The organism is Microcoleus sp. F4-D5 (assembly GCF_036704885.1).
Classification (GTDB): domain Bacteria; phylum Cyanobacteriota; class Cyanobacteriia; order Cyanobacteriales; family Microcoleaceae; genus Microcoleus.
In genome coordinates this window covers 30,128-45,626 of sequence record NZ_JAUBSX010000025.1, presented here as the reverse complement: position 1 = coordinate 45,626, position 15,499 = coordinate 30,128, and the positions used below count along the sequence as shown (strand labels likewise).

Sequence of the window (15,499 nt, the reverse complement as noted above, 5' to 3'; positions counted from 1 at the left end):
AGTAGTTTATAGCCAAAGTTGTAGCCCCGTAGGTATTAATGTATCATTTATTTACAGATGTGAAAGATTTACAAAGGAAAAAATGAAAGTCTTTATCTTCATCTGGTTCGGTCAGCTAATCTCCCTGATTGGCTCGACTCTTACCAGCTTTGCCTTGGGCGTAAGAGTTTATCAAAACACAGGGTCTGTCACGCAGTTCGCCCTGATCACTCTGTGCGCCACTCTACCTCTAGTGGTAATTTCTCCTATAGCAGGAACTCTAGTTGATCGGTGGAGTCGGCGCTGGACGATGATTCTTAGTGATTGTGGTAGCGGTATGTGTACGCTGGCGATCGCTGTTTTGGTAGCCACTGGTACGCTTCAAATCTGGCACATATATTTGATTACAGCGCTAAATTCCTTATTTAGCAGTTTCCAATGGCCTGCTTATACCGCAGCAACTACCCTGTTAGTTCCCAAAGAACAGTTGAGTCGCGCCAGTGGCATGGTTCAGTCAGGAGAAGGCGTCGCTCAAATCCTATCTCCCGCGATCGCTGGTGTTCTTCTAGGAACAATAGGATTGAGGGGTATTATTTTCCTCGACCTCGCTACTTTCATTTTTGCGCTATTAAGCCTACTTTGTGTCCGGTTTCCAGAGTTGGAGACCACTACGCAAGAAATTAGCATAAAAGCGCTTTGGGAAGAATTAGTCTACGGCTTCACCTACATTACCACGAGACCAGGGTTAGTCGGAATACTTATTTTTTTCGCGGTTATTAACTTGTTTACGGGATTAATAACTGTCTTGTTCCCTCCTTTAATACTAGAGTTGTTCTCTCCTGTGGTGCTGGGTACTGTCGAGTCGATTAGCGGCATAGGTATGCTCGCTGGTAGCTTGCTGATGATTATTTGGAAAGGTCCTGCTCAGCGCATTAATACTGTATTTGGGGTTGCTATATTTATGGCTGTGTCTATCATGGCTGTGGGATTACACAGTTCCATATTCTTTTTATGTATTGGTGGTTTTCTCTTCTTATTTGGTTCCCCAGTTATCCGTGCTTGTCTCCAAGTTATCTGGCAAACAAAAGTTGCACCCGAGGTTCAAGGAAGAGTTTTTGCCCTTAGACGGATGGTAGCCCGGTCATGTCTACCCTTGGCGGCTCTACTAGCCGGACCGTTAGATGACTATGTTTTTGAACCTTTCATGACAAGTGATAGTCCTTTAGCATCAAGCCTTGGACAAATCATTGGCGTAGGAACAGGTCGCGGCATCGATCTGCTGTTCGTCTTCCTGGGCTTATCGATGATATTGACAACCTTTTTGGCATACCTATATCCTCCTCTGCGGCTTGTTGAAAGCCAACTGCCTGATGTCCCTTCTTCTGCGGAGTGTTCGCTCGACCCACCTCCAATTCAGTCAGTTGCTCCTATCCTCTAATTTGTCGGTGAGGCGTTTAGTTTATTCAGGAGGAAAAGCTTCATAAAAAGCACTTTTGACATGAGTATTAAGATTATATTGAACCACACTAATCACTTTCGCATGAGGATAGCGCTCATCTACTAAATATTTCACGATTTGGGATAATTCTCACTTGAAGCATAAATTTGCCTTTGAGGCAAATTTATGCTTCGTAAGAGTGTTACTTAAACCAAAAGATGGCTTTTTTTTAAGGATAAGCGGCAAATGTCTGGGGGGTGACAATCCGCCCCAAACCCAGAGAGTGTAAACATTTAGCCAGGTTATGCTAAAAAAAGATTGGCAGCCGAATTGTTACACGCGCTTCCTATCCCAAAAATAATGTTACCAACATTCTATTAGACCCACTTACAAAGACAACTGACACAAGTCCAGTTTATTCTACTCAGAATCTTGCTCCCCTTGATACAATCTGAGAAGGAAGTGAGGTTAGAGAGACTCGTGCGAGTATTCCCTTACCCAATTACTACCGAAAGTCGTCGTCGCAAACTACAAAGATTTCTTGATTTATAGCCTTTCGAGCGAAAGATGAGGTACAATAACAGCAGTGTGTAAACAAGTTAAAAATATTTGACGGTGTAACTTGACTGAACGCCAAATTTATGGATTCTGCTAATTCTTGATAATTAGTAGTCTTGAGAGAACGGAGAATATTTTTAAGTTTTGACCGCAGATTTTCAAGTGGTGAAAAATCTGGTGAATAAGGAGATAAGTATATTAATTTCGCCCCTTTTTTTTCGATGGCTTTTTCCACTTCTTCTCCCAACTGAATGGGACAATTATCCATCACTACACAAGCCCCTTTCCAGAGTTTTGGCACAACTTTTCTGATAATAAAAACTTCAAATGTAATGGCATCAGTTCCGCCTATTAGATTAACCGATGTCATTTTTTTTTGACTGACATTGCTCCAATTATTGAGACCTTTTTGCCATGTTTATTTGGTTTTGGTCGCGAGAGCTCTTTAACCTTTCAAAGCTCTCGCATGTAACCTAACCATTGCCAAATTAACTCCCGATTCGTCAATGAATATTAAGTCTTTCAAACTAATCTATTTAAGTTTTTGCCAGAACTCACACCGCAGGAGTTGAACTCGGTCGGTGCCTTTGCCCGAAAGGAACAGAGTCTTTGTTGACAGTAAGCTCTAAGAGTTTTATCATTGTTGCTATTGTCTATCTACTAACGGAAAATCCACTTTTTTCATAAAGTAAATAACGAAGTTCTTCAAGGGTTGCATTATGGTTTACTTCAATCAATTGGGCAAATATGAGTAGTTGCTCTGCATTAAGTTTGCCTTTGACTCCACATCGGTCAGTTCGGGGAGTAATGTTTTGTGTTTCACGATATTGTTTAAGCAATTTTTGTACAAAGCTGAGGGCTACAGAAAAACGCTTAGCTATTGCTTTTTGTGAAATCGGTTCAGTATGATAAGTATCAATAATTTTTTGCCTAAAATCAATCGAATCAGCTTTCATTTTTAACAATGTATGAAGAGGAGTACAAGTAAACGTGTTGTGAGTCAAGCAGATCGTACTGTCAAAAAATGCTATTATGTGTGCTATCGCTTTCCCGTGGCTTTACTGAACCATGTAACTATAGTTCATTTGATCTGATATTCTCTGTCTGACCCTCATGAGTGAGTGTCATTAGCAAGATACCTCATCTTTCGCTCGAAAGGCTATATCTCCTAGACTTCTTTGTCACCCCCCCCCAGGAAGAAAATCTTAAGTTACATGACAGCAGCCGCGAGCCCATCGAAGCGGGTAAACCTATAGCTCGTATGCGATAGCTCTCTTTGGCACTACCCCGCAGGGGGTAAGTTCCGCTTAATCTTCTACCTCTTGAGTTTTTGAGCAACAGCTTCCCTTCTATTCAAAGGCAGCTACTTTTAGCTGCGACCGTTTTTTAGTCTAAATTCCAGTGAGACAGTTTTCTGGCTAAAATCAAAAAGAACAAATTTTAGGATAAAAAAATGACAGACAGTACAACAGCACCAAACTCAGCCTTATGTGCGCGACAATTGGAAGACTTTAAGAAAAAGTTTGAAGAAAGGATGCAGTTCTATATGATACCTGGGGCATCATTAGGCATTGTTCAAAATGGCCAAGTGCTCGTGTCTCAGGGGTTTGGCGTGCGAGACTTGGAAACAGAGGAGCCAGTTACTCCAAAAACTCTTTTTACCTTGGGGTCAATGACTAAGTCATTGACAGCTTTTATGACTGCTACTCAAGTAGATGAGGGTTTATATACTTGGGATACTCCAGTCTCTGAAATTAGCTCGCAATACAAATTTCCCGATGAAATCAAAGACCCACTAAAAGTTAAAGATTTATTGGGGATGGCTAGTGGCATAGACGGTGCAGTTAATCCGTTTGCTAACATAGAAGATATGATATTGGGTGCTAATGCAACGCTTTGGAATGACCAATCTGCAATATACACTATCAAAAATATCCCTTTTTTGCCATGCTTTCCAGAGAATATTGGGAAACACCTTTATAACAACGAGCTGTATGCAAGTGCTGCTTACCTGACCCCTTTAAAAAATCAAAAGCCTACATCCCAATTGCTGCCAGCTTATAAGCGATTGATGCGCCAGAAAGTATTTAAGCCTATTGGCATGGAAAGTACCTGTCTCACTGCTATTTTATCAAGTGCTAGTCGTGACTATGCTGTCAGCTACGGCCTCGATATGAGGGATGGAATACCAAAAATTTTTGAAAAAGGTTCGATAAGTATTAATTTTATCGATGGTATAGGTCCAGCAGGTCAGGGGGTTTCAAACGTTGAAGATATGAACCGTTACCTGATAACTTTGTTGAACAACGGAGTCAACCCAGATGGTCAGCGGGTGGTTAATGCTGAAACTCTACAGGAACTTTGGAATGTAGAAGGCAAACCCTCTAAAACAAATGTTGATGATGTGGGTATTACAGGAACCACAAGGTATGGAATGGGTTGGTGGGTAGAAGAAATTCCCAGGAAATCTAATCCTAACGAAAAAATCACAGTACGGCATCATGGAGGGTTTTTACCATCCTGGGCTTGTATGCAGATGCTAGTTCCAGAACACAATGTCGGCATGGTCATCCTCAGCAATGGCTGTTTTGGTCGTGAGTTGACGATGGAAATGAATCAAGAGCTGCTTAAGTTGCTCTATGACTCCGATCTCGACAACTTAATTGACAATGAAGCCCTTTATAACGATTTTTTGAATGATTTGAAAACAACAGTTCCAAACAAAGTGTCATCATACACGATCGCATCCGAAAATTTGGACGATGTGGAGCTGCTTCTCGGTAATTATGAAGGGGGGTGGACTTTAGCGCTAGACCAAGATCGTAGCTTGGTGTTGTTCAAAGACGGCTGGATTTATGAGTTGTATCCCTCTAAAGACGATCCCTTACACATTTATTACATAGGAGCATCGAATAATCACAGGGTGATGAGGGTTAGAGATTCAAAGGATTCAGACCCTGATTTTGATGTGTTTGAAGCAGCTAAAATTTGGTTTGTCGAACATGATGAGGAAGAAGTCATTCAAATGATTGGGCCTCAAGTCGGACAACTCAAGAAATGGCGCAATGTACTGCATTCCCATGAGTCACACAGTCAAGTCCGCAGCATATTAACTGGTAAACCCGCTGAGTATTTTCTTACTCGTCCCGAACTCGCTCCCCGCAAGGCTGTAAAACCAGGGAAAAAACCTCCTAAAGCCAAAGATCGCAAGCTCAAAATCTCGCATGAAACAACACGTTACTTAATTGAGAACATGCAATTGGATTAAACCGTAAATCTTTCCTGAATTTTGATCGACCCGGTTTCTTTGAATTAACCGGGTTTTTGGTATTCGGTGACTTCACAGTTCCTACAAGGATTGCTATATAAATCCCTAACCAAGAGGAAATTACCTATTTTAACTGCTTCCCTATAACCTCTTAGAAAATGTCTGAGAAGTCAAAAATGCCATGTCCAACCGAACGATAGCGCAGTCAAGCGTGTCAAAAAAAATTAACCATATCCTCGGATTCTTCGCTTTACTTCGTTACGCGCAGAATGATAAAATATACCCTGTTTCAAGTGTTCACACATCCTCTGAGATAGAACCTGTTGCCTGTTGCCTCTTTTAAACGGTATTCTTTGGGTGGAGCGCGGGTACAAAAAGTTACCGCTTGGCGGGAATTTGCCTACTTGTCTAGTTTAGAAAAAACAGTAAAAGAGATAAAAGATGGATGATATTGAAGATATCTATGAATTAAGCCCTATGCAGCAGGGCATTCTGTTTCACAGCCTTTACGAACAGGGTTCTAGAGTGTATTTTCATCAACTTGCTTGGACTTTACAAGGAAAGTTGAATATAGATGCTTTTAAACAAGCGTGGCATAAAGTTGTAGCTAGACACGCGGTTTTGCGGACTTCCTTCCACTGGCAAGAGTTGGAAAAACCCCTTCAAGTAGTCCACTCTACTGTGGAGTTACCTTGGGTCGATCGCTCTTGGCGGGGACTGACGCCTTTAGAATTAGAAGAAAAGCGATCGGCTTTTCTGCAAGCTGATAGTCAGCAGGGCTTTCATCTGGACGAAGCGCCGCTGATGCGGTGTGCTTCGATCGAGTTAGAACCCGATCGCTGGGAATTTGTCTGGAGTCTGCACCATCTATTACTTGATGGCTGGAGTATGGCGATCGTCCTTAAGGAAGTTTTTGAGTCCTACGAAGCGATCGCCAGAGGTGAAAATTTATATTTACCGCCCCCCACGCCCTTCCGAGAGTATATTGCTTGGTTGCAACAGCAAGATTTTTCCAAAGCTGAAGCTTTTTGGCAACAAACACTCCAGGGCTTTAAAATGCCTACTATTTTACCAAGCATTAAAAGGTCAAAAAATCAAGATTGTTACACAGAGCAAGATTTTCATTTAACAGAAGTGACGACTGCGGCTTTGCAGTCTTTAGCTCGCTCAAATAGTTTGACATTAAATACAATTCTACAGGGAACTTGGGCGCTACTGCTAAGTTGCTATAGTGGGGAGTCAGATGTTGTCTTTGGAGTCACTGTTTCCGGTCGTCCACCTTCTTTACCAAAAGTAGAATCAATGGTGGGGGTGTCGATTAATACTTTACCAGTGCGCGTGCAAGTGCCCGAAGAAGTGGAACTATTGCCTTGGTTGAGAAACTTGCAGGCACAGCAGGTTGAACAACAACAATACTCCTATATGCCGTTGGTGGAAATTCAAACTTTGAGTGAAGTACCCCAAGGTCTGCCTTTGTTTGAAAGCATTGTTATTTTTCAGAACTATCCGGTAGATACTTCCACAAGGCAGGGAGACTTAAAAATAGGTCAAATTAAAGGAACTGGACATACTAATTATCCTTTGACATTAATGGTCAGTCCAGGTTCAGAATTGTCAGTACGCATCAAGTATGATGGCGATCGCTTTGGGTCAAAAACAATCACATCGATCCGAGAAAACTTACAAGGTTTGTTAGAGGCGATCGCAACGAATCAAGAGCAAAAAATTGCTTCATTTATAACCAAGCTACAGAAAAAGGGCAAACCAATTAAACTGCAACAACTTGAAGCTGCATTGATGTCTGCTCCTGAAGTTGAAGATTGTTTTGTGTTAGAAAGAGAAAACACTATTGTTGCTTATGTGGTGCCATCCTCTAAATTGACTGCTACAGAAAAGCTAAATTCTTATTTGCAATCTCAACTAGCTACTTACCAGCAACCAGATATATACGTACAAGTATCGGCTTTACCGCTGACAGATACAGGAGAAATTGACGAAGCAGCTATCCGTTGTTTACCTGCGATCGATCGAGACTTGGTACAACGCGGGGAAAAACAACTGCGCGGTCTGCCAGAAATTGAGCAAGTGGCGGTAGTTGTTCAATCTCAGACTAATACTTTACCACCTTTGCATTTATCTGACTTATTACCGCAGACAGAAGCTCGGGCTGTTGACTTTACTGCTGTTTCTGGTGATAGCCAATTATTGCTTGCTGCCGAACCCCAAGCACCGATCGCGAAGTCACGATCGCACGCTATCAGCCACGGCAGACCGCTACAATATCCAGAAAATATGCCGCGTACCCTTGCAGAACTATTGCAAGTTACGGCTAGAACGAGTAATAAAAATATTCTATACATACAGCCCGATGGTAGCGAGTTATTTCAATCCTATGGGGATTTACTGACACAGGCACAACGAATCAAGGCTCTTTTGAAAGAACTCGGTCTCCAACCCCAAGATAAAGTCATACTGCAAATCAAAAATCCGCAAGATTTTATTCCGGCATTTTGGGGCTGCATTCTGGGAGGTTTTGTACCTGTCCCCCTGGCGATCGCTCCTACCTACAGCGAAGTCAATAATGCTGCGAACAAATTGCACAATGCCTGGCAGATGTTGGAAAATCCGATCGTTCTAGCTAGCAAAGAATTGGTAGAGGCGATCGCTTCTTGGTCGGAAATGCTCGGTTTAGAAAATTTTAAAGTGGAAAGTTGCGATCGGCTTTACGAATATGACCCAGATCCTGATTATCATCTCAGTCAGCCAGATGATTTAGCAATTTTACTCTTAACTTCCGGAAGTACGGGAATGCCTAAAGGAGTCATGCTGAGTCATTGGAATATATTAAGTAGCGTGGCGGCTACTTCTGAAGTCAATCAATTGACTCAAGAAGATATATCTCTCAATTGGTTATCCCTAGACCATCCGGGACCTCTGATTCGCTGCTGTATCCGATGCGTATTTATTGGTTGCGAGCAAATTCACGTACCCACAGATCTGATTTTACATCAGCCGCTGACATGGTTTGACTTGTTGGAACGCTATCAGGTGACAAACACTTGGAGTCCTAATTTTGCCTTTACTCTCGTTAACGAGCAATCTGCTGAAATTAAACAGCGGACGTGGAATTTGTCTGCAGTCAGGTCTTTGTTAAATACCGCTGAACCGATCGTACCGCAAACAGCCCAAAGATTTTGGGAAGTATTTCAATCCCACCAGTTAGCTGCCCAGGCGATGCATTCCTCTTGGGGAATGGCAGAAACTTCTTCAGGCGTGACTTTTTCTGACAAATTTTTGTTAGAAAACCCAACCCCGACTTCCTTTGCAGAACTGGGGCTTCCCATTCCGGGTGTGTCTTTGAGAATCGTAAGCGGTGAAAATCAAGTTTTAGAAGAAGGGACAATCGGGTATTTACAAGTAAAGGGCGAACAGGTCACGCAGGGTTACTATAACAATTCTCAACTCGATCGGGAAGTCTTTACTGCAGATGGCTGGTTCGCTACAGGCGATCTTGGATTTATACAAGCGGGACGCTTAACAATTACGGGACGGCAAAAAGATGTCATTATTATTAATGGGGCTAATTATTACAGTCATGAAATTGAAGCCGTCGTCGAAAAACTTCCAGATATTGAAGTGTCATACACGGCTGCGGTATGTGTAGGACGAGATAAATTAGCGATATTTTTCTCTACTTCTCTCGCCGATAACGATCGTCTGTTGCGGAACAAATTAGAAGAAATTCAGCAGCAAGTTGTCACTCAAATTGGCATTAAAGCTGATTGCTTGCTGCCTGTAGAGAAGACAGCCATTCCCAAAACTTCTATTGGCAAAATTCAGCGATCGCAACTCAGTCAGCAATTGTCAGCAGGCGAATTCAACCATATTCTCAAAAAAGTAGATATTCTGTTGGAGAATGCCAAAACCATCCCCGACTGGTTTTACCGCCAAATCTGGCAAACAAAACAATTACGCCCATCAACTGATTTGTCAACAGGGCAGACATTAATTTTTATCGATCCATTAGGATTGGGGGATTATATCGGCGAGCAACTGAAGCAGGAAAATCAATCTTGTATTAAAGTATCGGTAGGAGCGGTTTTTGTTAAATTCAGCGACGATTGCTACAGTATAAATCCCGAAAAAGCCGAGGATTATTATTTACTACTAGAAAGCATAGCAGTCAAGCAAAAATATATCGAGCAAATTATACATTTATGGAATTACAGCAAGTATAAAGGAGAAATTTCCAGTCTGGCAGAATTGGAAACGGCTCAAAATACCGGAGTTTACAGTTTACTCTTCTTGGTACAAGCTTTGGCAAAGGTTCAAGGCGATCGACATCCAGCAAAACTATTATTCATTTCCAGTCATACCCAGTCTACAGGAGCTAATGACGAGATTGCATACGAAAAGTCCTCAGTTCTTGGTTTGCTGAAAACAATCCCTCAAGAAATGCCTTGGTTGAACTGCCGTCATATTGATTTATCTGTCGGTCGAGTTGAGGTAAACGGGGATTCTATTCTGGCGGAGATGCAAGACATAACAAAAGAACGAGAAGTTGCCTACCGCAAGGGACAGCGTTTGGTTCCGCGTCTGGAACGAGTAAACTGGTCTAGCGAATGTAAGCAAGCATTGCCTTTTAAAACAGGCGGTAGCTATCTCATTACTGGCGGACTGGGAGGAATTGGCGTAGAAATTGCGAAATACCTGCTCAAACATTATCAAGCCAAGTTAATATTGGTTGGTCGGACACCGCTACTGGCAGAAAAACTCGCAGTTTTTGAGCAATTACAACAGCTAAATGGGACTGTCATGTATGAAACAGTCGATATTAGCGATCGCCCGGGTATGGAAGCCATCCGATCGGCTTGGGGCGAGTTGGATGGCATTATTCACTTAGCAGGTGTAGCCCGTGAGAGTTTGATAGAGTCAGAAACGCAGTCAGGTTTGGCAACAGCCTTGCGTTCTAAGGTATCTGGCACCTGGGTACTGCACCAATTAATTAAAGATAACCCTGATAGTATTTTTATCAACTTCTCTTCTGTCAACGGTTTTTTTGGAGGAACGACTGTTGGCGCTTATGCAGCAGCTAACAGTTTTATCGATGCTTTTTCTGACTGCCAAAGAACCCGCAGTTCCTTGCACAGTTATTGTTTAGCTTGGAGTATGTGGGACGAAACTGGCATGAGTCGGGGCTATCAAATGAAAGAACTCAGCCGCGATCGCGGTTACTATCCAATTCAAAAACAGCAAGGAATTTACGCTTTTTTGGCAGGAATGAGTTTGGGACCCACACGCTTGACCGTCGGTTTAGATGGCAGTAACGTAAACATACAGCGCTATCAGTCCAAATGTTATAGTTTGGAAAAATTAATAGCCTATTTTACAGGCACAGTACCCGCAAGTCTGCCACAACCACCATGCGATCGCTTCGGCACTCCTACCGCCTGTGAGTTAGCTTTAGTAAAGGAAATGCCCCTTACCGATAGCGGTGAAATCGATCTTCACCAGCTTGCAGGAAAAATTACGCCTCAAAAAGAAGGCGAACGGGTAGCGCCCCGCAACGATGTAGAACGCGAGATTGCACAAATATGGCAAGAAGTGCTGGGAGTTGAAAATGTCGGTATTTACGACAACTTCTTTCAACTGGGAGGACATTCCTTGCGGGCGATCCAAGTCATCTATCGCTTGCAGAACAAATTTTCTGTAGACTTACCCTTGCAAAACCTCTTCAAAACTCCTAATATTGCCGGTTTAGCCGCAACAATTGGACAGCAGTGTCAAGACCAAGCATTCTCCTGCTTAGTTCCCATTCAGCAAAAGGGTAATAGATCGCCCTTCTTCTGCGTCCATCCCGTTGGCGGTAATGTCCTTTGCTATGCTGATTTAGCCCGTAATCTCGGCAACGAACAGCCATTTTATGGACTGCAATCAGTGGGTCTCAATGGGGAACAAGAACCCATGACCTCTATTGAAGAGATGGCATCCCATTATATTAAAGCCATTCAAACCATTCAGCCGACTGGTCCGTATTATATAGGGGGTTGGTCTTTAGGAGGTGCGATCGCTTTTGAGATTGCCCAACAATTATCCGTTGCAGGACACGAAATAGCGTTGCTTGCACCGATCGACAGCTACACCCCAAAAGTAATCGACCAGGTATCCGACCAACGCAAGCGCGTTTTGTCACACCAATCAAGCGATCGGGTTATAGATGATGCCACCTTAGCTTCCTACTACTTTGCCCGAGACCTTGGTAGTCTTTTAGGAAAAGATCTGCCGATCTCAATGGATCAACTACAACAACTAGACTTAGATGCACAGTTGACTTATATTTTAGAGCAGGCTCGGATAGCTAAACTTTTACCGCCGGAGTTAGGACTACCGCAAATCCGTCGCTTATTTCAAGTCTTCCAAGCAAATATCCAAGCGCGGCTTCGCTATCGCCCCCAACCATATATTGGATCGATTGTCTTGTTTTGCGCTAGCGAACAAGCTGAAGAAGTGACAGCAGACTCGTCTCAAGGTTGGGATACTCTTGCAATTGGAGGTTTAGAGAAACACTTAATTCATGGAGGACATTACCAGATCCTAAAAAGTCTCAATTTAGCAGAAAAACTTAAGCGTTATCTAACTTAATAACTTACAAGTAGATGGCAATGAAGGCTTAAAAATCTTGGTGATAATAACGTTTTAGCTAACTAAAAATAGTGAAGATGAAGTTCAAAAAAACTAACTTGTTGCAATTCATAGCATTGTGCCTGAGCGCAATATGCTTCTATCTGATTCAAGTTGCTCCAACCTTAGCCGCAGATATGCCAAGCGATTTTAGTTCAAATTTGTTTGAGGCTAACTCGCTTAACACCTTTGGCAATACCTATCTAATGGATAAGCATTCTTGGACATTGTTTGCCAAATTAAATCAGAAAGCACCAATACAATGTCCTGAAACCAATAACACTATTTGGGAAACTTGGGCAGATAATGCTGAGACGTTCCCAGGCAGTCAACCAAAATGGCCTGAAGTATGCGGTACTGCGGAAAAACCCCGTTTAAAGGTGCTTAGAGAGCGCAGCATTAACTTGTTTCTTAAAGAAGAAGAAAAACCGATAATTCCCGGAGTCGAATTTGTTAGCTCCTCAGTAGAAGAAGTCCGTCGTAATCGTGCTGTATTTGATTATATTCTTAATAAAGATCTCTGGAATTTGGATGGTTTAGCCAAGGCTTATGCTAGTGATGAAAAAATTGATTTTCCTACTGATGCTATTGAAGTAAAAGCTGATTGGGTGGCAATTCGCGAATCAGAAAAAAGTAAATATCACTGGAATTACACTCAAGATGGAACTCTAGTTGGTTTGCGGGCGATGCACATTATTACCAAAGAGTTGCCAAACTGGTTCTGGGCAACCTTTGAATGGGTTGACAACTTAGGACGCTGCGATGAAATCGGCTGTATCGATAACTTTGGGGTAACTCCGCATACCGTCAAACCGAACAATACTATCAATCTCAAATATGCTACCGAACAATTAACCCCGGAACTGGAAAAATTATTTACTGCTTACGGATTAACAGGAGAATGGGGCGAAGAATTTAAGAACTACCGCCTGAAAGGAACTCAAATCAACTTTATTGATTCTACAGGAAACCCAACGCTTTTGGGCAATTCAATTACAGAACAAAACGCTGTATTTGGCTCTTCTTGTATAACTTGCCACGCGCAGGCAAGGATTGATGCTTCTGGTCACGCAGCAAGAGTTCTTACATTAGTTGGAGCACCTGAGCCTGAATTGTTTAAAAACCTAAAATCAACGGGCTTTGTTTGGTCAATCCCAATGTGTGTAAACTATCCTTGGGCTTGTCAGCATTAATGAGCGCTGCATAATAGAGGGATGAAGTGTCTTGGGTAGTGGTAAATATCTAGTGAAAAAATTACTACATAGCTGGGGGGGTGACAACCAGGCCCAAACCCAGAATTCGTAAGGATTGAGCCTATGTGTGGTTAAAAAAGATAGGCAACAAAATTTTTAGACGCTTGCCTATCTAAAAAATAATAATACCAACATTCTACCACATTCATTTTCAAAAAAAACTAACGTTAGCTCAGTTTAAACTGATTGAAATATTGCTACCTGTGATACAATCAGAAAAACAAATCAGATTAGAACGGCTCTCCCGCCTATTTCCCTCTCTAATTACAACCGAAAGTCGGCGACGTAAGTTACAAAGATTTTTGGATTTGCCCAACTTAAATATTTCCTTAATTTGGTTCCCATTAATTACTTATTGATTGACCAATTATTGCCGTCTGGGTCAAACTTTGTCAATCGCAATTGACCGCATTCAATGGCGATGCATGAATCTTTTTATGGTGACGCTAATCTGGGAAAAAAGAGCAATTCCATTATACTGGTCATTATTGCCAAAATTAGGAAACAGTAACTTGTCGGAACAAACTAAAAATTTACAGCAAGTTTTACCATTATTTTCAGAATATAAAGTCGTCGTTTTAGGAGACCGGGAATTTTGTTCTATTGACTTGGGAAACTGGCTTAATGAAAAAGGTGTGTACTTTTGTTTGAGCTTGAAAAAAATTATTATATCGAAATAGAAGATTTAATTTTGCGACGGTTAGATGAATGAGGAATAGTACCGAGAACATCTTTATATTTTGCAGGAAAAAGAGTTAGAAAAACAGGCACGACTGCGGGATTTGATGTGGCTTGTAAATGGAAAAACACCTCGGCAAAAAATCAAGTTAAAGAAGCTTGGTTTATTCTCACAAATGTAGGTTCATTACCAGCAACATACAGAATTTGGAGCCAAATTGTCAGCGAGCAGCTTTGAAGGGTATGTATTCTTAGATCGAATTAGCTGGGATAACTTTAATGAATCAGGAGACTTAATCGCCCAAATAGAAGCCTTCAAAGAATTCACAGGTTATTATCCAGAATCAGTACATGATGACCAGATTTATGGGACGCTCTCTAACAGAGCATGGTGTAAATAAAGAGGGATTAGGATGAGCGGTTCGCCTTTAGGAAGACGACTAACTCACATCAGTAAAGCAACAAAGAAACAAGCTAAAAAAGATGAAATAGACAGTCAAGCAATCGAAGGAAAATTCGGACAAGCGAAGCGCAAGTTTAATCTGGATCGAGTAATGTCTAAGCGTAGTAATACCTTCCAAACAGCGATCGGTATGACTTTTTAAGTCATGAACCTTGTGGCGGGATTAAGGATATTATTGTTGCTTTTTTTGTGTCAATTTTTATCAAAAACAACTCGCGATTGCAGGCTGATTAGAAATAATTATCTGTGAGAGCAAGCACAATAATAATAACTTAACTGAGGCACTTGCTTGAATCGGGCGATCGAACTTTTTTGGGGTTTCCTGTACTTATTCAGCAAGCCCTAATTAGGGAAAAAAATGAATGAATAGAGTGGCTAAAAGCAGGAGCTATCTTGTAAAAAAATGGTCAAAGCTTGATAGATTCGTATAGATTCGTTGGCGAATGGTACTTTGACACACTCGTGTCAGACATCCGCAAAAGTATGTACAGAAAGGATTTGGGAATTTTCGGAGATGTCTATTGACAATGACAGTATGCTGCGAAATCTACCAAAAACAATGGAATCCCTGATTGCTCAAGGATTCCACCTATCGGAGCGGCGGGATTTGAACCCACGACCCCTACTACCCCAAAGTAGTGCGCTACCAAGCTGCGCTACGCCCCGACAGCTTTAATAGCTTAGCATAGAGTTCCCGAAAAAGTCAAAAAACTTTTAAAACTTTTGCGGCCTGCACCAAACTCGGAACCGCAGCCGCCGGCCAAAAACCCTCGCACCTCCGGCCAGCATTCAAGATCAATTGCACGCTGTAAGTTTCGGGATAGCCTTCCACCTGCACCCACAGCAAGTCGCTTTCGGCTTCAATGGCGATTTTTTCCTCGTCCATTAACTCAGAGGCAATGTGACTCATTGTGCCGGCTAATTGCCCCAACAATCGGCAAAAATCGTTCAACTCAGCCTCCGTGAGTTCGATCGCCCAACCGTCGCCAGCTACCAAACCCTGAAACTCCTCCGCCTCCGGGTTCCATCCCAAACGCCATCCGCTACCAGTCTTAATTACACGTTCCACCATTGAGGGATTTTAGATTTTAGATTTTGGATTTTAGATTTTATATTAGTAGGACTTACCCATAAATACGAAACTCAAGAAACCGGGTTTTTTATCAGTGTTAAAAGCTCAA

Annotated in this window: 5 protein-coding genes, 1 tRNA gene and 3 pseudogenes; 5 read left to right on the top strand and 4 right to left on the bottom strand. The window is 42.1% G+C overall.

What is annotated here, in order from left to right; translation table 11 throughout:
* The first annotated feature begins 82 nt into the window (after window positions 1-82).
* Window positions 83-1,417 (top strand): MFS transporter, encoded by a 1,335-nt coding sequence (locus QUA80_RS14035; RefSeq protein ID WP_333425397.1) that lies wholly within the window; start codon window positions 83-85, stop codon window positions 1,415-1,417.
* Between the two features lie 24 nt (window positions 1,418-1,441).
* Here QUA80_RS14035 and QUA80_RS14030 read toward each other — a convergent pair.
* Window positions 1,442-1,552, bottom strand: a pseudogene (locus QUA80_RS14030) (IS630 family transposase); the annotation flags it as partial.
* A gap of 433 nt (window positions 1,553-1,985) precedes the next feature.
* Window positions 1,986-2,931 (bottom strand): annotated as a pseudogene (locus QUA80_RS14025) (IS630 family transposase); the annotation flags it as partial.
* Between the two features lie 497 nt (window positions 2,932-3,428).
* Here QUA80_RS14025 and QUA80_RS14020 point away from each other — a divergent pair.
* From QUA80_RS14020 to QUA80_RS14005, 4 genes and pseudogenes are all read left to right on the top strand, one after another.
* Complete coding sequence (locus QUA80_RS14020; protein WP_333425395.1) at window positions 3,429-5,243, top strand: serine hydrolase domain-containing protein; 1,815 nt, start codon at window positions 3,429-3,431, stop codon at window positions 5,241-5,243.
* A 441-nt stretch (window positions 5,244-5,684) separates the two neighbouring features.
* Entirely contained in the window at window positions 5,685-11,885 is a 6,201-nt protein-coding gene (locus QUA80_RS14015; RefSeq protein WP_333425393.1) for an SDR family NAD(P)-dependent oxidoreductase, read from the top strand.
* 77 nt (window positions 11,886-11,962) lie between these two features.
* Window positions 11,963-13,117 (top strand): hypothetical protein, encoded by a 1,155-nt coding sequence (locus QUA80_RS14010; RefSeq protein WP_333425392.1) that lies wholly within the window; start codon window positions 11,963-11,965, stop codon window positions 13,115-13,117.
* Window positions 13,118-14,058: 941 nt separating this feature from the next.
* A pseudogene (locus QUA80_RS14005) lies at window positions 14,059-14,568 on the top strand (transposase); the annotation flags it as partial.
* A 342-nt stretch (window positions 14,569-14,910) separates the two neighbouring features.
* Here the strand turns inward: QUA80_RS14005 and QUA80_RS14000 are convergent.
* Window positions 14,911-14,984: transfer RNA gene (locus QUA80_RS14000), tRNA-Pro, on the bottom strand.
* A gap of 37 nt (window positions 14,985-15,021) precedes the next feature.
* The gene (locus QUA80_RS13995; protein ID WP_333425390.1) at window positions 15,022-15,390 is read right to left on the bottom strand and encodes a DUF1818 family protein; all 369 of its coding nucleotides are present in this window, start codon (window positions 15,388-15,390) and stop codon (window positions 15,022-15,024) included.
* Between the last annotated feature and the right edge of the window lie 109 nt (window positions 15,391-15,499).